Consider the following 19,596-nt stretch of genomic DNA (forward strand, 5'->3'; position numbering starts at 1 on the left):
CTATCCTTTCACCATTGAGTGTGTCGGTGCGGTCTGTGCGGCGGCATTGCCGTTCGTTCTGAGATCCTCGACTGCTTCGAGCATCTCGGCATGGGTTCTGAACTTCGTGCGGATTCGCGCCGGTTCGGCATTGGCGACTTCGGCCGCATCGATCTGCTGCCAGTCGGCGAAGCTCACGGCCTTGCTGCGAAGGTCTTCCGGGAGTGCTGCGAAGCCGCCGGGGTCGTCTCCGATGGGGCACCGACCGGACTCGACATCGGCGATGATCTCCTTCGCAACTTGGTGGGCGTCTGCCCGGTTGGCCGGGATCGCTCCAACCGGGCCGCGTTTGAGCCACCCTGCGCGGTAGAGGCCGCATTCGAGGCGCCCCGGTCCGTCCGACGGGGCGAAGTCGTATTCCTCTGCATAGTGCCAATGGCCCGGAGCGTTGACATCGAAACCGATCGCGGAGATGACGGTATCGGCCGTGATTACGCTGTCGACACCGGCAGGCGCCTCTGCGAGGTGGACCGACTCGACATGGTCGGTGCCCCGGATGCGTGAGGGGGCGGTGCCGAAGACGAAGCGGACCTCCGCTCGTGTCTCCTCGGGTGCGATGGATGCGAGGTCGGCGAAGGCCGCCTCCCGTTTGAGGCCGAGGGTGTTGTCCTCTGCAGCGGATGAGGAGTTGGCGACGGTGAAGGCGACTCCAGGGATCTTCCCGAGCTCGCGCACCATAGCGACATCGGCCTTGGCCGACGCGATCGGAGAGCGGCTGAGCACCGTGATCTCACGGGCGGGCCGTGCAAGATACGTCCCGAGCGCTTCCGGGCTGACGTCGCTGTTGTCATAGTCGGCGGCGGTCTTGATGAGGAAGCGAACGATATCGAGAGCGACATTGCCGGCTCCCACAACCACGACTCGTTCGCCGATGGCGGGCATCGGCAGGTTTGGACGCGGAACGGTATTGAGGGCGTTAACGATGTCGCCCGAGACCAGCACCCCGTCCAGGTGGGAACCCGGCACCGTCAGCGCGCGATCACGCCACCGCCCGGTGGCCAGGACAACGATGTCGAAGGCGCTTCTGAGATCGGCCAGGCTGATGTCACTTCCGACTTCGACATTTCCCGCGAAGCGGAATTCATCGGAGTCGAAGTTGCGATCGAACTGCCGGGTCACGGCCTTCGTGTGCTGATGGTCGGCGGCGACGCCGTAGCGAATGAGTCCGTAAGGCGCTGCAAGCCGATCGAAAATCGTGATCTCTGCATCTTTCCAGTGTCGTCTCAGTGCCTGTGCCGTGAAGCATCCTCCGGGCCCGCTGCCGACGACCGCGATGCGGCTGGGTGTCTGGGCATTCATTGTTCGGCCTCCATTGGTCGACGATTTCTCCATTGAACTCCGGTGATCGTCCACCAGTCGTCGTGGTCGCTGGATTCGTCTGTGACTCAGTGACGTTGGAGCCGAGGCTCCTGACAGCGACCGGGGACAGAAATCAATAACATCTGTTTCTCAATCATTACGGATCAACAATGATTCGGCAAGCCCTCCGTCCTGGGGCCGCGCTTCCGAGCGTGTCGCTCGGGCGCCCAGTCAGCGGTCCTTCCCGTTGATCTCGGAGCTAGCCGCACTCTCTGCCGGATTCGAAGTTTGGTGCAGAGGTCTTGCGGTACCGCTCCGGTTGTGATTTGATTCATAGAGTTCATTCATTCAGAAATGAAGGTTTAGTTCAAACCTAGATCAACGAGGATTCGCGGGAGTGTGAACGATGACCACGACGGTCGATACAGCAGAGATTCCGTATCTCGACATCTCAGATCCGGAATTCGCCATGGCATCCGAGCGAGTCAGAAACGCACGTGAGCAGTCGTGGATCGCCAAGACCAACTACGGATTCGCGGTGCTGCGCTACGACGAGGTCGCCGCGTTGCTCAAAGACCAGAAGCTGTCGCAGGGCAGTGCGCGCTGGCCGGAACATCACGGCGTCCACTCGGGTGCCTTCCACGAATGGTGGAGTAAGAATCTGCTCGTTCTCGAAAGCGACGAGCACCACCGGATTCGCCGGCTGCTCAATCCCGCGTTCTCTCCGTCGATGGCACGCAAGCTCGAGCCGGAGTTCGCAGAGATCGCCGAGGAGCTCATCGCCGCCATCATCGACAAGGGCGAATGCGACTTCGTGCGGGACTTCGCGGAGCCGTTCGCGACGCGGGCACTGTGCGCGATGATGGGGCTCGACCACAAGCACTGGCCGTTCATCGCCTCCCGCGCCAACACCGTCGGCTACGCACTGTCGGTCGAGGTCAAAGAGAAGATCGACGAAGTCGACCAGGCTGTTCGCGAACTGTATGCGTTTGTCGAAGACCTCATCGAAGAACGTCGCGCCGAGCCCGGTCAGGACGTCGTGTCGCGACTGATCCACTTCAGCGAATCGGGAGACAAGCTGGATGCCGAAGAGCTCAGAAACGCGCTGGTGCTCATGCTCTTCGGCGGTATGGACACCACACGCAATCAGCTCGGCCTGGCCATTCAGACGTTCATTCGGAACCCCGAGCAGTGGGAGATCCTTGCGCAGCGGCCCGAACTGGCCAAGTCTGCGCTCGAGGAAGTGCTGCGCGTCAATCCGACGACCAGGTGGGTGACGCGGGAAGTCATCGAGGACTTCGAGTTCCAAGGAGTGCACTTCGAAGCCGGCACCACGGTGCATCTTTTCACTCACAGTTCGGGGACCGATGAACGCGCTTACCCCGATCCGGACATCGACATCACGGCTGAAGACAGAAAGCCCCACTTCACTTTCGGCGGCGGAATCCATCACTGCCTGGGTCACTACATCGCCCGGGCCGATATGAGTCAGGCGCTGCCTCTGCTGGCAGCCAGGATCACCAATCTCGCCTGCCCCGGCGGCGACTCCTGGCTGCCGGACTCCGGCAACACCGGACCGATCAGTCTGCCGCTGACGTTCGACGTCCGCAGCTGACAACCGCACACCACTTCGGCACCAGCCGAACCCAGAAACCGGCATCGTCGCCGGTCAGCGAGAAGAGGAATGATGACCATCACGACCCCGCCCACCACTGAAGATCCGTGCCTGCAGGAGATTCTGCGCCGGAGAGATTCGTCCGACACGAACCTCGCAGAGGGCTTCAAGAACTCGATCCAGAACGATCTCCTCGACAACGGCGCCCTTGAGCGCCACCATTTGGCGAACATGGACAACGACGCCGTCGAGAAGATCAAAGAGAAGATCGAGCGTTCGGGCGTCGAATACCTCTACTACATGGTCCCGACGCTGCGTTCGCGCACCGTTGCGAAGATGGTGCCGGCGAAGCACATCGTGCGCAATCTCGACAAAGGCGTGAACTTCACGAGAAACGCGCTCATGGACTTCCAGAACGACGTGTTCGGAAATCCCATCGGCGCGGACATCCGCTCGAAGGAATTCGTCGCGATGCCCGAGCCCGACTCGTTCAACCAGCTCCCCTGGGACAAGTCGATCGGGCGGATCTTCTGCTCGACCTACGAGCCGGACCACCTCGGTGAGATCGCCGGACGACCCAACTTCCATGATTCCCGCGCCCATATGAAGCGCACGCACCAGCTGCTCAAGGACCATTTCGGGCTGACGATGAAATCCGGCACCGAACCGGAGATGGTGTGGGTCGGCGAATCGATCAAGCCGAAGACGATTCCCGGTTACAACCCCGCCTACCAAGTCGAATACCTCGAAGGCATGCGCCCCATCTACAAGCGCGTCCACGAATACGCCAACGCCCTCGGATTCGACATGATCGAAGGAGACTACGAGGACAAGGGGCAGATCGAGCTCAACTGGAATTTCGACGAGATCGAGAGGACCACGGATCGTCTGGTCACCTATCGGCAGATCTGCTCCCAGGTCGCCCGCGAGTTCGACGTTGAAGCCTCCTTCATGCCCAAGCCGTTCATCGGTGAAATGGGTGCCGGATGCCACCACAACATCTCCCTGTGGGACGAAACCGGCCGCAACACCTTCGAGGATGAGGGAGTCAAGGACCTCCATCTCTCGCAGATCGGGCGCTGGGTTGTCGGCGGCATCGTCAAGAACGCTCCCGCGATGATGCTCATCTTCGCCTCTACCGTGAACTCGTACAAGCGCTTCTGGGATCCGGGCCAGTTCGCTCCGGCCACCGCCGACTGGGGTCTGGACGATCGTGCTTCGATGATCCGCATCTCCTCGAACGGGCGCGCAGAAGTCCGGGTCCCCGATGCCTCGGTCAATCCCTACCTTTCCCACGCGCTGCTGGCTGCTGCCGCGGCGGATGGAATCGGCAACCAGGTCGAACCTCCGGAAGCGGGAGCGAAGGGCGTCGACTTGCCGCGGACACTCGGTGACGCCGTCGAGGCGTTCCGCGACAACGAGTTCATCCGCACCGCACTGCCTCCTCAGCTCGCAGACACCTATCTCGAGATGAAGGAGAACGAATGGGCGCAGTACTGTGGCGCGCTAACGCAGTGGGAGTTCGACCAGTACTGGCAGGCAATCCCGTGAGCGGGGTTCTGCGCTTGGCGTGCATCGATTCGGCCGCCGCGCCTCTGTTCGACAAATCCATCGACGGCGGAGCGACCCGCACCGGCTACGAGCCTGAAGCCGCCGCGCTGGTCGCCGATGCTCTCGGCCTCAGCCTCGAATGGCACGTGGTGGCTTGGGACGACATGATTCCGTCGGTCCAGCGCGGTGAGGCCGACGGTGTGTGGTGCGGGCAGGGAATCATTCCCTCCCGCGTGGCACAGCTCGACTTCACCCGCCCCTATGCCGTGTTCAACGAATCCGTGCTGGTGCGGGCCGGCGATCCTGCCCGCGGTCCGGAGGACTTGAACGGATACAAGGTCGCCGCCATCGAGGGCAGCGCGAACATGGCGCTGGCCGAGACCTTCGCCGGAGCCGAACTCATACCCTTCGGCCCCACCGATGATGTCTTCGGTGACATGATCCAAGCGGTCAGAGACCATGCTGTCGATGCCATGGTCGACGACGATGTGGTCACCGTTCCCCTTGGTGATGAAGCGGAGTTCGATCTCGCCTTCACTGCCCAGACCCGGAATCCCTGGGGCGTCGGAGTGTCGAAGGAACGACCAGATCTGCTGGCGCGGCTTGATGCAGGGATCCGACAGGTCATCGAGGACGGCTCGCTCGAACGTGTGTGGTCTGCCTGGATGCCTCATCTGCCGTTCCCCGCCGAGACCCTCGAAGCGGGACAGGCGACGACTTCTGCCGCCGTTGATTCCCAAGGAGCTTCGGCGTGAGTGAGAAGCCGCTCATCGGCGTCCCCGCGATGTCGTCGTCCCAGGTGAACGGGCTGCGTCATTCCGGAAGCGTCGTGGCGGATGCCGTGCTCCGTGCCATCGCTCGGGCCGGGGGAGAACCGGTCATCATCCCACCGGTCGTGACCAGCGGACTGCTGTCCCATGTCGACGGCATCGTGCTGCCGGGCGGTTCAGATATCGATCCGAGACGGTATGGGCAGGAACCCGATGAGACGTACGCGGCCACGGACTTCGCCGACCAGGATGACGCCGATTCACGCGCGATAGCCGCCGCTGTAGAACAGGGCATTCCCACCCTGCTCATCTGCCGCGGACTCCAGCTGTGGAACGTCGAACGCGGAGGCAGCCTCTATCAGCATTGGCCCGACGCCGGTGTCGACCATGTCGGAGCCGTCCATGCGGTCGAGGTGACGGAGGGATCGAGACTGTCCGATGCCCTCGGTCTGGCCGGTGCGGTCGACGTCTCCAGCTATCACCATCAGGCCATCGACCGCCTCGGCGAGGGTCTGCAGGTCACTGCCCGCTCTAGCGACGGCTGCATCGAAGCCGTCGAGGATCCGAGCCATGCGATCGTGGCGGTGCAGTGGCACCCAGAAGATCGTGCGGAGACCGAACCCGTCGACAGTGCACTCTTCGCCTGGGTGGTCGCTCAGGCGAGAGACCGCAGGCACCGTCGCATCGGGGCCGCCGTCTGAACCGTCATGACGGCGGAGAGCCTCGGTGCACAGCATCAACTACATTCTCGGTGGTTGAATCCATCAGTCCTAGGAGCAAAGTGAATCTGAACATCCTCACCCACGACGAGGTGCTGCGGTCCGCACCCGCTGAGACAGCGGATGTCGAGATCGCGGTGGTTGTGCAGCTGAATATGCCCGGCCAGCCCGAGGATTCGGTCGCTCTGCAGCGGGACCTCACCGTCACGGCCGTCGACGATCTGCACCGTCTCGGTGCTCGGGTCTCCATCCACGACGTCGGAGGCGAGAGTGCACCGGACGCGGATGCCGTCACCCGAGCCGACGGAATCCTCGTGCTCGGCGGAGGCGATGTCGATGCCCGGCTGTATGGGCACACCGAGCCGGTGCCGAACGAATACGGCAAGGACCGGCGGGCCGACGATCGGGAGATCGCGATCATTCGGACGGCGATCGCCGAGGATGCCACCCTGCTTGCGCTCTGCCGGGGCTCGCAGCTGCTCAACGTCGCCTGCGGGGGATCGCTCATCCCCGACCTCGACCCGTTCGACCTGCACAAGGGTGCTCCGGGCCAGCCGCTGTTCATCGATGAGACCGTGACGCTGACTCCCGGCACCATCGTCCACGACCTCTACGGGCAGGACGAACTCACGGTGCGCAACGGCCATCACCAAGCCGTTGACCGAGTGGGGGAGGGTCTCCGCGTGGCCGCACGAGCCGCCGACGGCGTCGTCGAAGCCACCGAACGGATCGAGAACACCTGGATCCTCGGAGTGCAGTGGCACCCCGAAGAGAACGGCGCTGATGTCCGCGACCGCCGGATCCTCTTCTCGGCTTTCCTCGATCAGGTGAGGGAACGGAAGGTGGCTGCGCTTTCGGTCTGAGCAGACCCGGCGGCCTCCTCTATTTGTCGTCTGCCTCGACGGCCGGCCGGATCGTCACCCACCGGCGCACTGCCAGCACGAGTGCGGCAACCAACCCGACGATGAGCAGCCCGTCGGCGGCGATGTAGAACAGGTGCAGGGCCGAACCGCCGTCGTCGACCCCGGCGAGCACCGCATCGGTGCGCTGGTTGAGCAGCGGTCGGATGACGATGACCTTGATGATGAGCACTGCGATGAGCCCGCAGGCCACACTGCGGTAGGCGCGGTCGACTCCCGACTTGAGCAGGGCCCACAGCAGGATAACGGCGATGACCAGTTCGACCCAGTTCATCACGCCGAACACCAGGCGCCCGATGCCCAATCCCAACGGGATCGTGATGCCCGGGGCCGTGAACTTCAGCGGCGCCTCGATGAGGGAGATGCCGATGATGAGCCCGAGCCAGATGGCGGGCAGGATGATCCGAGCGCTCGCCGCCAGCCGCGAGTCATCGGTGCTGAAGAAGTGAGTCATGCCTTCAATTCTACTCCTCGTAGAAAAGACGGGCTGCGCCCTCACCTTCGCCCACCAATTACTACCTTACGGCGGCGCAGCAACCTCGCGCGAGGTATCTGGGCCGCCGTCAGGTAGCAAGGAAGGGGTGGTGATCGGACCACTCAGCGACTTCGCCGCACCCGCTCTAAACTGGTGTCCATGCGTCTGTTCTCCAACGCCGTGGTGCGCACGTTCGCACCCCAGCCCGACTCGAGTACCCCCGCCTCGAGCACCCCTGCGTCGATCGCCTCCGACCCGAGCGCATCGAACACAGACACGGCCCCTGACACGGCCCCCGCCCCGACCTTCGACCTCACGCAGCCGGCCCCCGACGCGCTCCTCGTCGACGGGGCGACCATCGTCGCCGTCGGCACCCGGGCCGAACTTCTCGACATCGCCGCCGCGGAATCGTCGACGACTGCGGCGCTCGCCTCGGCGGGTGGGGTCGGTGCGACCACGGTCATCCCCGGCCTCGAGATCGACGAGATCGACTGCGGCGGGCAGGTCATTCTGCCCGGATTCGTCGACGGCCACATCCACTCGATCATGTACGCCGATTCGCTCACCGACCTCGACCTGTCCCAGACGAAATCGCTCGCCGAGGCGGTCGAGGCCATCCGCGAACGCGCCGATTCGCTTCCGGTGGGCACCTGGGTGGTCGGCTCCGGCTGGGACCTCAACAAGTGGGAGGACCCGTCCTATCCGGACCGGGAACTCCTCGACGCCGAGGTTCCCGACCACCCGGTGGCGATGTGGTCACTCGACCTGCACACCCTGTGGGTCAACGCCCACGCCCTCGAGATCGCCGGCATCGACTCCACGACCGATGACCCCTCGGGCGGCAGCTTCGTCCACGACGACGACGGCCAGCTCACCGGTCTGGTGCGCGAAGACGCCACTGACCTCGTCGCCCGCTTCATCCCCGAACCCAGCCGCGAGGACCAGGTCGAACGGCTGGCCACCACGCAGGAACTCTTCTTGTCCCAGGGCCTGACCGGGATCCATGACTTCGACGGCATCTCCGCGACACTGGGGTGGAACGACCTGCACGAAGCCGGTCGACAGGACATGCGGGTGACGCTGTTCCTCCGCTCACCCGAGGTGCCGTGGGCAATCGAGACCGGCTGGCACACCGGCGACGGAGACGACTGGCTGCAGTGCGGCGGGCTGAAGCTGTTCTCTGACGGGGCGCTCGGCTCGCACACCTCGCATATGTCCTCACCGTTTCCCGAAACCGACGGCGAGACCGAGAACTTCGGCATCGCGCAGATGACCGAGGACGAACTCTTCGACCAGGCGCACATCGCCACCGAGGCGGGCATCTCCGTGGCCATCCACGCCATCGGCGACCAGGCGAACCACCATGTGCTCGCCGTCTATGAGCGACTGCAAGGCACCACGCGGGCCGCGGAGGAGAAGTTCGGCCGACCCCTGCGTCACCGCGTCGAACACGCCCAGTTCATCCAACCGTCCGACGTCGCCCGATTCGCCGAGCTCGGGGTGCTCGCGTCCATGCAGCCACGCCACTGCATCTCCGATCTGCACCTGCTCCACCTCATCGACGAGTCCGCGCAGTTGGCCGCCTATGCCTGGCCGGACCTGCTCAAGGCGGGCGCGCACGTCGTCTTCGGCTCCGACGGACCCGTCGAACCCGCCAACCCCTTCGCCGCGATCTATGCGGCGATGACCAGGGCGGACATTTCAGGTGAGTCATCCACGACCTTCCAGCCGCACCGCCGAATGAGCGCCGTCGAGGCCATCCGTCTGCACACTCAGGGACCGGCCTTCGCCGCCGGCCTCGAGGACCGGCGCGGATATCTGGCGCCGGGCATGGACGCCGACTTCATCCTCGTCGACACCGACCCGTGCGTGGCCGAAGGGCTCAGCGTTGACCACCCGAGTGTCGCCGCGCGCGCCGCTGCCGGTGTGACCGCCGAGGCGGCCCCGCAGTCGAGCGACCCGACCTTCTCACAAACGTCGGCCGACGGGCTCCTCGGCTATGCTTCCGAGGAAGCCCTGTTCGTCCACGCCGAGGCGATCCGCGACACCCGAGTCGTGCTCACCGTCGTCGGCGGCGAAATCAGATACCGCGCCTGACCTCGCCGAGGCGGCCGGCCACCTCGGCGATGGATGCGACCCGCACCGGCCGTTCCCTCAACAGCCGTTCCCCGACCAACCGACAAGGACGTCCCCGCATGCCCCGCTCGTTCCCGGCCCAAGCCCGCAAGGTCGATGAGGCGACCCCGGACACCCGCAGCCGCGAGGTCGACTTCCTCCGCGCCGCAGCGATCACCGTCGTCGTGCTCGGCCACTGGACGATCATCGCCGTCAGCGCCACCGGCGGCATCGAACCGCATGGTCTGCTCGACCAGGCCAGGTGGACGCACCCGCTGACCTGGGTGTTCCAGGTGATGCCGATCTTCTTCCTCGTCGGCGGCTATTCCAACGCACTGTCTTGGCGTTCGGCCAGGCGGCGACAGACCGGCTACGCCGAATGGCTGCGGGCGCGCCTGCGCCGACTCGGTCTGCCCCTCATCCCACTGCTGATCGTCTGGCTGGTCACCTGCGTCATTGCTCTGGCCGCCGGGGCCGCGCCTGCATCGGTCCAGTTGGCATCCCAGATGGCACTCGTACCGACGTGGTTCCTCGCGGCCTATCTGCTCGTCGTCATCGTCGCCCCACCATGTCTGATCCTGTGGGAGAGATGGGGCTGGTGGTCGATCATCGCCGGCATCGGCTTGGCCGGCATCATCGACCTCATCAGCATCGTCGCAGACAGCAGGCTCGCCGGCTATCCGAACTACCTGCTCGTCTGGGCGAGCTTCCACCAGTTCGGCTACGCCTGGCTCGACGGCCGACTCTCCAGCATCAAACGCTGCCTGCTGCTCTTCGTCATCGGCGCCGCCGGGCTCGGGCTCCTCGTCGGCTTCGGCCCGTACCCGGTGTCGATGATCACCGCAGGCACCGACACGATCTCGAATTCCGCCCCGACCCGTGTGACCATGGCCTTCCTCGGCATGGCTCAGGCCGGAATCGTGCTCATGCTTAGGCGTCCGCTGGCCGCACTCCTGCGCAGCCCCGGACTGTGGTTCCTCACGGTGCTCGTCAACCAGCGCATCATGACCTGGTTCCTCTGGCACCTGACTGCACTGACGGCCCTGGCCAACGTCCTCATCGGCCTCGACGCGAATGCCCTGCTGCCGACTCCGCTGTCCGGGATCTGGTGGTTGACCCGTCCGCTGTGGGCACTCGTTCTGCTGGCGACCACCGGGGTGCTCGTGGCGATTTTCGGCCGGTTCGAAACACCGTCCCCCGACGATCGTCCCGCTCCTCCCGTGTGGATGCCGATCGCCGCTTCAGTGGCCATCTGCGCGGGCCTGGCCATCCTGGCCGACACCGGAATGGTCGACGGCCACGGCGTCACCTGGATCTGGCCGCTGCTGCCGCTCATCGGCATGGTCGCCTGCGGCGTGGTCCGCCTGCCCGGCCGACGATCCGCCAAGACCTGATCCTCGCCGAGGCGGCCGGACCGTTACGGTGAAACGTTGCCGCGTCGGACGCGGAGATACGGAATGACAACGGCCCGACGTCCCCGCGGGGACGTCGGGCCGTTTCTCACGGTGATCGGGTGATCCGCCTCGGCAAAGGTGCGACAGGAACGTCGGGCCGCCTCGGCGAGGGCGAACTCGATCAGATGTTGCGGCCGCCGGAGATCTCGGTGACGGTGCCGGTGAGGTAGCTCGACAGTCCGGAGGCGAGGAACAGCACGACGGAGGCGACTTCCTCGGGTTCGCCGGGACGGCCGAGCGGAATCTCGGCGAGCTTCGAGTCGATCGCGTGCTGCGGCATGGCCGCGGTCATGGCGGTGTTGATGAAACCGGGCTGGATCGCGTTGATGCGGATGTTCTTGAACGCGACCTCTTTGGCCACGGCCTTCGTCATGCCGACGATGCCCGCCTTCGCGGCGGAGTAGTTCGACTGTCCGGGGTTGCCGACCTTGCCGCTGATCGAGGACACGTTGATGATCGAGCCGCCGCGGTCCTGTTCGCGCATGAGCGCGGTGGCGACCTTGAGCCCGTTCCATGTGCCGCGCAGGTGGACGGAGATGACGTCGTCGAACTGCTGCTCGGTCATCTTCCGGATCGTCGCATCGCGGGTGATGCCGGCGTTGTTGACCCAGATGTCGATACCGCCGAATGCGGTCGTGGCCGCCTCGGCGAGCTTCTCGACGGCCTCGAGGTCGGAGACGTTGCACACGGCGCCGGTGGCGATGCCGTCTCCGCCGAGTTCGATCACGGCCGCCTGCAGGCTCTCCTCATTCATATCGGCGAGGACGACCTTCGCTCCGGAGTCGACGAGGCTGCGCGCCATCGCCAGGCCAAGCCCCTGGGCTCCGCCGGTGACGACGGCGACCTTGCCGGCAAGCAGGCCGGGGATGGCGGTGACTCCGCCGGTGTCGGTGACGGTGATGCCGGAATTCGCGGGCGTGGATTCAGTCATGGTGATGCCTTTCGTGTGGGTGTGGTGCCGCGACACGAGGCTGACCTCGCCGAGGCGGCCCGTGTCATTGGTCGTTCAGGTGCAGTGAGGGCCCAGCTCAGAGGTTGAACTGCGGTTTGTGTGCGCCACCCAGCAGCTGCTTGGCGACGACGACGCGCTGGACTTCGGAGGTGCCTTCGTAGATGCGGAAGAGGCGGGCGTGACGGTAGAAGCGTTCGACCGCGGATTCGCGCATATAGCCCATTCCGCCCTGGATCTGCACGCCTTTGTCGGCGACGCGGGCGAGTGCTTCGGAGGCGAAGAGCTTCGCCGAAGAGGGGCCGAGCTTGCGATCGGTCTCGGCGTCCCAGCGCCCAGCGGCCGTGAGGACGAGCGACTTGGCGGCGGCGACATCGGTGTAGATGTCGGCGAGCATCGCCTGGACGAGCTGGAACCGGGCGATCGGCTCGCCGCCCTGCTTCGCCTCGGCGGCGAAACGCACGGATTCGTCGAGGATGCGGATCGACTGTCCGACGCAGATCGCGGCGATGTGCAGACGTCCCTTGTTGAGCGAGGCCATGGCCGCGTAGAAGCCCTTCTCCTCCTCGCCGCCGATGAGGTTGGCGGCAGGCACGCGGACGTCGTCGAAGAAGATCTCCGAGGTCCAGGCGCCGGCCTGACCCATCTTGTGATCGTGCGGTCCGACGGTCACGCCCGCGGTGTCCGTGGGCACGAGGAAGACGGAGATTCCCTTCGAGCCCGTGGCGTTCGGGTCGGTGCGGGCGAAGACCATGAGGACGTCGGAGGCCTCGGCGTTGGTGATGAACCGCTTGGAGCCGTTGATGATGTAGTCGTCGCCGACGCGTTCGGCCTTGGTGCGCAGGCCCGAGGGGTCGGAACCGGCCTCGGACTCGGTGAGGGCGAAGGAGGCGACGACCTCGCCGGCGGCCAGGCGGGGCAGCCATTCGGACTTCTGCTCATCGGTGCCGTAGTTGACGAGCACCTGTCCGGCGATGCCGTTGTTCGTGCCGAACAGGGACCGGAACGACGGGGTCGTGTAGCCGAGTTCCATAGCGAGCAGCGCGTCCTGTTCGGCATTGAGGCCGAGGCCGCCGTATTCCTCGGGCAGGGCCCAGCCGAAGAGTCCCATTTCGGCGGATTCCTTGATGATGGCTTCTGGGAAAGCGTCCTCGTCCTCGACCTGGGTCTCGAGGGGGACGACCTTCTCGCGGACGAATTCTCGGACGGCAGACAGGATGTCGTCGAGTTCCGTGTTGTCCATTGTTGGATCTCCTTCGTCTGTGGTGAACGGTTCAGAGGCTGTCGAGCCAGGCGCGGACCCGATCGGAGTCGGCTCCGAGCTCCGGAGGAGCGAGGTCGTAGGAGACCTGCGATCTCGACAGGGTGATCGGGTTGCGGACGGTCGGAATGACGCGTTCGCCGGTGCCGGTGTCCACGACCGGTGACAGGCCGAGGCTCGTGGCGTGTTCGACGCCTTCGGCGATCGTGTTGATCGGAGCACAGGGCAGGCCGGCGGCCGAGAACTTGTCGAACCATTCCTGGGCGGTGTGTGCCTGGAGGGCCTCGAGCAGTTCGGGTTCGAGGGCGTCGCGGTTCGCGTTGCGGTTCTTCGCGGCGGCGAATCGCTCGTCGTCGCACCAGTCGGGTCGTCCGATCACCTCGGCGAGGATCCGGAACTGGCCGTCATTGGCGGCGGCGATGATGATCTCGCCGGACTTCGCGGCCATCGGCTGGTAGGGGTAGAGGCTCGGGTGGGCGTTGCCCATCCGTGTCGGATTCACTCCTGCGGCGGCGTAGGCGCCGGACTGGTTGGCCAGGCCGGACATCGCCGAGGACATGAGGTTGGTTTCGACGAGCTGGCCCTCGCCGGTGAGCGTGCGGTGCTGGATCGCGGCGAGGATGCCGATCGTCGTGTGCAGCCCGGTCATGACGTCGAAGACGGCGACGCCGGCGCGGTACGGCGAGCCGTCGGGGCTGCCGGTGACCGACATGAACCCGGACAGCGCCTGCACGAGGAGGTCGTATCCGGGCAGCGGGTTCTCACGCCCGAATCCGGTCACCGAGGCATAGATGACTGCCGGGTTGGTCGCGGCGATGCTGTCGTGGTCGAGGCCGTACTTCGCCAGCCCACCCGGTTTGAAGTTCTCGACGATGATATCGGCCTGCGCCGCGAGCTTCTGCGCAGTAGCGAGGTCATCGGGGTCTGTGAAGTCGAGGACGAGGTCGTATTTGTTGCGGTTGATCGACAGATAGTAGGTGGCGTCGTCCTCGCGCACCGGCGGGGCCCAGTGACGGGTGTCATCGCCCTTCGGTCCTTCGACCTTGATGACGGTGGCGCCGAGGTCGGCGAGCATCATCGTCGAGTACGGGCCGGCGAGGACACGGGAGAAGTCGACGACGATCTGCCCCGACAGCGGACCTGTGCCCGCGCGCGGGAGGAACTCCTCGAGGCGGTCATGGGCAGGTGACCGGTGGTGGTCGTGCCCAGGGCCGCTGTCGTGGTGCTCAGAAGTGGTCGACTGCTTCATCGTCGAATGTCTCCCTCTCGTCGGGCCGGCGGCGCCGCCGCGTGCTGCCGGGTTCGGAACGCCCGGCTCGCGCATCCTGTCTTGAGCACGCAGGGTGCGCGTATGGTCCATCCCACCATATATCGAATCAGTCAATAATGTACATGCATTCATGACTGTTGAGGTATCGGATTGCTGCTGGGTGCATGGCCGACGGGCGCTGCCGCCGTTCAGTTCGACTTCGGACGCCGGCGACTGCCGGACGTGCTCACAGCTGGGCGTTCCATTCGTCGAGGCGGCGGCGGAGATCCTCGGCGGTCATGTCCGTGAGGCCGATTCCGTGGTAGTTCGGCAGCCAGGTCTCGACACGGTCGTGGGCGAGTGCCGCGGCTTGGACGTCCCAGGCGCGGATGTCGTGAATGCGGCGGCCCAATCGCTCTTCGTATGCGGCGAGGAAGACGGCGGCGGCCTCGGGGGAGCCGAGCAGCACGAGATCTTGACGGCACCAGGCGAGGTCGACTCCCCGTGGTCCCCGGCTCGCGCCCGACCAGTCGACGACTCCCGTGAGGCGTCCCTGCGACCAGAGGGCATTGCCTGCCCAGAAGTCCCTGTGCGTGAGGACCTCCTCGTCGCGGTCGAGGTCCGCCCATTCGCGTTGTGCGCGAACGGCGAGATCCGAGGTTCCAGGAGGCGGGGACTGCGGAGTCACCGGCAGACCGGTGCCGTCGAGTTCGTGGATGCGCACCAGTGCCGCGGCCATCTCGCGAGCGATGGTGGTCAGCGGTGTGGCCGGATCCGGAAAGGTCCCCGGCACGCGGGTCGTGACGATGACCGGGTTGTTGGTGTCGGCGCTGTGGGCGATGAGGTGGGGGACGAGATCGCCGAGCGGGGCCAGCCGACCGAGCACCGCGGACTCCCGGATCGCTGCGTCGTGGCCGGTGGGAAACTCGCGGACGACGAGCTCCGCGTCTCCGTCTCGAACTGCCACGGTCAGTGCGTGCTGACCGCCGGCCAGGGTCTCTGTGAAGCTCAGCTCGCGACCGAGCAGTGCTGAGGCCGAGGCGAGGGCGCGGCCGTGACGTCTGCTGTCGGCGGTGCTGAGCTGCCGTTTCAGGCCCTCGGCATACCGCCTGGCCATCATCTCCTGTCCGGCCACCGTCACCGGGGCGCCCAGGCGAAGCAGCGGATGCGCAGGAACGGAGTCGGCGCTGATGGTCACGGCCAGTCGATCGTCGGTGCCGATGGAGACGAGGAAGGTCTCCTCTCCGTCCTCGAGGTGACCCGGCAGGGTGCGATAGGTGAATCCGGCACGATCCTCCTCATCGATCACCCGGGTCACGACGCACGAACCCACAGGCACGAGCAGATCGCGACCGCGCAGCCGCCTCGGCGGGGCCGGCCATCCGGGATTGAGTCCCAGATCGACGATCTGGCCCTCGACCACCCGGCGAGACGGGCGGACGACGACGCCGGCGAGGTCCTGCAGCGCCCACGAGAAGACCGCGTCGCGGGCGAGTGGGAATTGTGCGGCCGGGCCGACGTCGAGGTGGAACTCGAGATGATTCATGACTCCATTCTCGTCCAGTGCGCTCGCTTGTTGATGTAGTCCTTGTCTTCCTCCGACGGCTATGCCTACGATGAGAACTGATCGCTGAACGAACGCTCGCTTCACGGCGATTCGCCAGGTCAGCGCCGAATGACCATGTCACTGCACGAACACTGGAGTTCATCAATGTCAGACAGCACCTCAGCAGCACAGCCGACAGCCGCCTCTGCGGAACCGAAGTCAGGACGTCGTTTCGACGGGCAGGTCGCCGTCATCACGGGTGCCAGCCGCGGTATCGGGCTCGGGATCGCGCATCGTCTGCAGGCCGAAGGCGCCACCGTCATCCTCACCGCGCGCAAGCCCGAAGCACTGGGCGAGGCAGTCGCGGAGTTCCCCGAGGGCACGGCGATCGGCATCGCCGGCAAGGCCGACGACCCGGCACACAGGGCAGAGGTGTTCGACACGATCGCTGAGAAGTTCGGTCGCCTCGATGTGCTCGTGGCCAACGCCGGAATCAACCCGGTCTACGGTCCGCTCGTCGACATGGAGCTCGACGCCGCACGAAAGATCTTCGACGTCAATGTGCTCGGCACGCTGGCCTGGGTGCAGGACGCGGTCCATCATAATGGCCTGAACTTTCGTGAGAACCGGGGACGGGTGGTGGCGATCTCATCGGTGGCCGGGCAGGTGCCGAGCGAGGGCATCGGCTTCTACGGAATCTCGAAGGCGGCGGTCTCGCACCTGACGAAGACCCTCGCCGTCGAGCTCGGTCCCGACGTCCGTGTCAACGCCGTCGCCCCGGCAGTGGTCAAGACGAAGTTCGCCACCGCGCTCTACGAGGGCAGGGAGGAGGAGGTCGCGTCCGCGTACCCGGTCAAACGCCTCGGGACTCCCGAGGACATCGCCGGTGCCGTCGCCTATCTCGCGTCGGACGACGCCGATTGGATCACCGCCCAGGTGCTCACCGCCGATGGAGGAGTCGTCACCGCCGGCGGCAGCGCCTGAGGGGCACGCGCTACCTCACCGGGAGGCCGGCGGCATGGGCGCAGATCTCGCCATAGCGCCTGGCTACGCCAGCAGGATCAAGCTCACCGCCGGCCCGGTACCACTGCGAGACGCCCGTGCAGATCGTCGTGATCGCACGTGAGGCGTCCCGCGGGAACTCCGTGGTGAAGCTGCCGTCGGCAACGCACTCCTCGACCACCTCGTCGAGGAGTTTCTGCTGTCGGTCACGAGCAGCGATATGAGCATCCCGGTGCTGATCTTTCAGCGCTCGGATCTCGCTGAATGCGATGAAGGCGAGTTCGGACTGGTGTGCGTGGAAGAGCAGCAGGCATTCGATGAGTCTGTCGAATCGTGCGGTCGGCTCCTGCCCGCCGTCGGCGAGAGCGGCGACGCTGCGCTGCCATAGGTCCTCCATCGCCAGCCGGTCGATCTCGGCGAGGATCGCATGCTTCGACGCGAAGTGGTGATAGAGACCGGGCACTGACAGGCCGGCCGCACCGGCGAGCTGACGGATGCTCGTGCCGTGGAATCCGCCTTTGACGAAGCTGTCGAGCGCGGACTGAAGGATCGGCGAAAGCAACGGCGCATCGTAGTCGCGCCAGTCGGTCGAAGGTGCGTTGCTCACGAGTCGTCCCTGCCTGCTCAGTGTCACTGTCGTCTCATCCCTAATCTACGGCCATTCTCGTCCGGCGGGTCCCTTTGGTCGCCGAGATATCCCTTCGCCTGTTGATTCTCCTTGGCCGCCGAGGCATCTCCTTCGTCTGCCCTTGCGCCCGACCATCGTGTGACCTACGATACAGAACTAACCGAGCGAGCGCTCGGTCGGGCCGCAGGGAACCGGCTCGGTCCAGACATGATGAAGGGCGACAGTCAGATGGCAGCCGACAACACCTCCACCGCTACGCAGCACGTGTGGACGCGGCTTTACCCCGCCGGAGTAGGCGAGGCGACGGAGATCCACGACAAGTCCACTGCCCATGCGTGGAATGCCCGCGTCGAGGCCCACCCTGACCAGACCGCCGTGACCTACCGCGGCCGCACATTCACTACCACCGACATCGACCGTGAGGCCGAAGCGCTCGCCGCCGGGTTCCTCGCCCGCGGCCTGCAGAAATCGAGCATCGTCGGCGTCTACCTCCAGAACGTCCCGCAGTTCGCCGTCGCACTGCTGGCGGCGTGGAAAGTCGGCATCGTCCCTCTCGTCCTCAATCCCATGTACCGCGGTCGCGAACTGCGCGAACTCATAGACGATTCGTCCGCCTCGGCGATCATCTGCGACGAAGCAGATCTCGGCCAGGCTCGCGAGACCCTCACCGGCAGCTCGCTGACTTGGGTGCTCACGACCGATGACGACGAATACGACTGCGACCCTGCTGACTTCACCGGCGATGCCAAGGCGGCAGCCTCCCGTGAGTCAGAGGCCACCCTCGCCGAGGCGACCCCCGCCGAGTCCGGGATCGCCGTCGACGCGTGGGGTCCCTTCCTCGACTCCCACCGCAGCGACGTTCCCAGTCACCGCACCGAACTGCTGCCCGGACTCGATGACTCCGCCCTGCTCACCTACACATCCGGCACCACCGGACCGGCCAAGGGTGCCGTCGGCACCCACCGCAATGTGCTTGCCGTGGCCCGGTCGTACGGAGCGTGGATGAACCTCGGCGAAGGCGACGTCATGCTCGCCATCGCCCCGCTCTTCCACATCACCGGAGCCGTCGCCTGCGCGGCGACCTCGCTGATCTTTCCGATCACGCTCGACTTCGTCGGCCGCGTCAACGCGGACAAGATCGTCACCGCCATCCGCGATGACAAGGTCACTGTGACAATCGGCTCGATCACCGTCTACAACGCCCTGCTTGAACATGAGTCCGCGACCGCCGAGGATCTGCAGGACATTCGCTACCTCTACTCCGGTGGAGCCCCCGTGCCTCCGGCCACGGTCGAGCGCTTCCGGAACCGGTTCGGTCATTACATCCACAACATCTACGGAATGACCGAAACTGCCTCGGCGGTCATCGGAGTCCCGCCGAACACCGAAGCCCCTGTCGACCCGGCCACCGACACCCTGGCCATCGGCGTGCCGTTCCCCGGACTCGAAGCCCGCATCGTCGACATCTCCGACGGGACCGTCGTCACCGATTCCAGCGCCGGCGAACTCGAACTGCGCGGACCCCAGATCACGCCCGGCTACTTCGGCAAACCTGAGGCCGATGAGGCGGCTTTCGACGACGGCTGGCTGCGCACCGGCGATGTCGGAGTCATGGACGCCGCCGGCTGGATCTACCTCGTCGACCGCATCAAGGACCAGATCAACGCCTCCGGCTACAAAGTGTGGCCGCGCGAGGTCGAAGACGTCCTCTACGAACACCCGGCTGTGCTCGAAGCCGCCGTCGTCGGTCAGCCCGACGACTACCGCGGCGAAACTGTCGTCGCCTACGTCTCCCTGCGCGCCGGACAGCGCGCCAGCGCCGAGGAGCTCATCGCCTTCACGAAAGAACGGCTTGCCGCCTACAAATACCCACGCACCGTCCACGTCATGTCCGACCTGCCCAAAACACACACCGGAAAGATCCAACGTCGACTGCTGCGCGACTCCGGAAAAGAAGCAGCGTCGAACAAATAGGCACCACTGACAGACAACCACGCAGCACAG

At 65.4% G+C, this 19,596-nt stretch carries 16 protein-coding genes; 9 read left to right on the forward strand and 7 right to left on the reverse strand.

Annotated elements, in window-relative coordinates; genetic code table 11:
* Positions 1 to 1,338, reverse strand: a complete 1,338-nt coding sequence (locus tag QYM46_RS02395; protein WP_432790701.1) for an FAD-dependent oxidoreductase — start codon at positions 1,336 to 1,338, stop codon at positions 1 to 3.
* 406 nt (positions 1,339 to 1,744) lie between these two features.
* Here QYM46_RS02395 and QYM46_RS02400 point away from each other — a divergent pair, with 406 nt between their 5' ends.
* The 5 genes from QYM46_RS02400 to QYM46_RS02420 all read left to right on the forward strand — a co-directional run bounded on the left by QYM46_RS02400 (position 1,745) and on the right by QYM46_RS02420 (position 6,856).
* Complete coding sequence (locus tag QYM46_RS02400; protein WP_432790702.1) at positions 1,745 to 2,953, forward strand: cytochrome P450; 1,209 nt, start codon at positions 1,745 to 1,747, stop codon at positions 2,951 to 2,953.
* A gap of 72 nt (positions 2,954 to 3,025) precedes the next feature.
* Positions 3,026 to 4,504: a glutamine synthetase family protein gene (locus QYM46_RS02405; RefSeq protein WP_432790703.1), complete on the forward strand. Its 1,479-nt coding sequence runs from the start codon at positions 3,026 to 3,028 to the stop codon at positions 4,502 to 4,504.
* A complete protein-coding gene (locus QYM46_RS02410; protein ID WP_432790704.1) occupies positions 4,501 to 5,259 on the forward strand; it encodes a substrate-binding periplasmic protein in 759 nt (252 codons plus the stop codon). The genes QYM46_RS02405 and QYM46_RS02410 overlap by 4 nt, the downstream gene beginning before the upstream one ends.
* On the forward strand, positions 5,256 to 5,975 hold the full coding sequence (locus QYM46_RS02415; protein ID WP_432790705.1) for a gamma-glutamyl-gamma-aminobutyrate hydrolase family protein: 720 nt from the start codon (positions 5,256 to 5,258) through the stop codon (positions 5,973 to 5,975). Before QYM46_RS02410 ends, QYM46_RS02415 begins: the two co-directional genes overlap by 4 nt.
* Positions 5,976 to 6,055: 80 nt before the next feature.
* The gene (locus QYM46_RS02420) at positions 6,056 to 6,856 is read left to right on the forward strand and encodes a gamma-glutamyl-gamma-aminobutyrate hydrolase family protein (protein ID WP_432790706.1); all 801 of its coding nucleotides are present in this window, start codon (positions 6,056 to 6,058) and stop codon (positions 6,854 to 6,856) included.
* Positions 6,857 to 6,875: 19 nt separating this feature from the next.
* Here QYM46_RS02420 and QYM46_RS02425 read toward each other — a convergent pair whose 3' ends face one another.
* Positions 6,876 to 7,367: a hypothetical protein gene (locus tag QYM46_RS02425; RefSeq protein ID WP_432790707.1), complete on the reverse strand. Its 492-nt coding sequence runs from the start codon at positions 7,365 to 7,367 to the stop codon at positions 6,876 to 6,878.
* Positions 7,368 to 7,547: 180 nt separating this feature from the next.
* On the opposite strand from QYM46_RS02425, the gene QYM46_RS02430 reads away from it, so the two are divergent.
* Together QYM46_RS02430 and QYM46_RS02435 are read left to right on the forward strand one after the other, a co-directional pair.
* A complete protein-coding gene (locus QYM46_RS02430) occupies positions 7,548 to 9,485 on the forward strand; it encodes an amidohydrolase family protein (protein ID WP_432790708.1) in 1,938 nt (645 codons plus the stop codon).
* Positions 9,486 to 9,583: 98 nt separating this feature from the next.
* The gene (locus tag QYM46_RS02435) at positions 9,584 to 10,897 is read left to right on the forward strand and encodes an acyltransferase family protein (RefSeq protein ID WP_432790709.1); all 1,314 of its coding nucleotides are present in this window, start codon (positions 9,584 to 9,586) and stop codon (positions 10,895 to 10,897) included.
* Between the two features lie 181 nt (positions 10,898 to 11,078).
* Here QYM46_RS02435 and fabG read toward each other — a convergent pair whose 3' ends face one another.
* The 4 genes from fabG to QYM46_RS02455 all read right to left on the reverse strand — a co-directional run bounded on the left by fabG (position 11,079) and on the right by QYM46_RS02455 (position 15,962).
* Positions 11,079 to 11,888, reverse strand: coding sequence for a 3-oxoacyl-ACP reductase FabG (gene fabG, locus QYM46_RS02440; protein WP_432790710.1), 810 nt, complete (start codon positions 11,886 to 11,888; stop codon positions 11,079 to 11,081).
* Positions 11,889 to 11,985: 97 nt separating this feature from the next.
* Positions 11,986 to 13,149 carry an acyl-CoA dehydrogenase family protein gene (locus QYM46_RS02445; RefSeq protein WP_432790711.1) on the reverse strand — a complete coding sequence of 388 codons (1,164 nt, stop codon included), beginning with the start codon at positions 13,147 to 13,149 and terminating at the stop codon, positions 11,986 to 11,988.
* Between the two features lie 31 nt (positions 13,150 to 13,180).
* Entirely contained in the window at positions 13,181 to 14,416 is a 1,236-nt protein-coding gene (locus QYM46_RS02450; protein ID WP_432790712.1) for a CaiB/BaiF CoA transferase family protein, read from the reverse strand.
* Between the two features lie 247 nt (positions 14,417 to 14,663).
* The gene (locus tag QYM46_RS02455) at positions 14,664 to 15,962 is read right to left on the reverse strand and encodes a DUF1990 family protein (RefSeq protein ID WP_432790713.1); all 1,299 of its coding nucleotides are present in this window, start codon (positions 15,960 to 15,962) and stop codon (positions 14,664 to 14,666) included.
* Between the two features lie 165 nt (positions 15,963 to 16,127).
* On the opposite strand from QYM46_RS02455, the gene QYM46_RS02460 reads away from it, so the two are divergent.
* Positions 16,128 to 16,946 (forward strand): SDR family oxidoreductase, encoded by an 819-nt coding sequence (locus QYM46_RS02460; RefSeq protein ID WP_169251205.1) that lies wholly within the window; start codon positions 16,128 to 16,130, stop codon positions 16,944 to 16,946.
* A 10-nt stretch (positions 16,947 to 16,956) separates the two neighbouring features.
* On the opposite strand, the gene QYM46_RS02465 is transcribed toward QYM46_RS02460, so the two are convergent.
* Positions 16,957 to 17,571 carry a TetR/AcrR family transcriptional regulator gene (locus QYM46_RS02465; protein ID WP_169251206.1) on the reverse strand — a complete coding sequence of 205 codons (615 nt, stop codon included), beginning with the start codon at positions 17,569 to 17,571 and terminating at the stop codon, positions 16,957 to 16,959.
* 249 nt (positions 17,572 to 17,820) lie between these two features.
* Here QYM46_RS02465 and QYM46_RS02470 point away from each other — a divergent pair, with 249 nt between their 5' ends.
* The gene (locus QYM46_RS02470) at positions 17,821 to 19,566 is read left to right on the forward strand and encodes a class I adenylate-forming enzyme family protein (RefSeq protein WP_432790714.1); all 1,746 of its coding nucleotides are present in this window, start codon (positions 17,821 to 17,823) and stop codon (positions 19,564 to 19,566) included.
* Positions 19,567 to 19,596: the final 30 nt, after the last annotated feature.

The organism is Brevibacterium sp. K11IcPPYGO002, assembly GCF_050920635.1.
Taxonomy (GTDB): Bacteria; Actinomycetota; Actinomycetes; order Actinomycetales; family Brevibacteriaceae; genus Brevibacterium.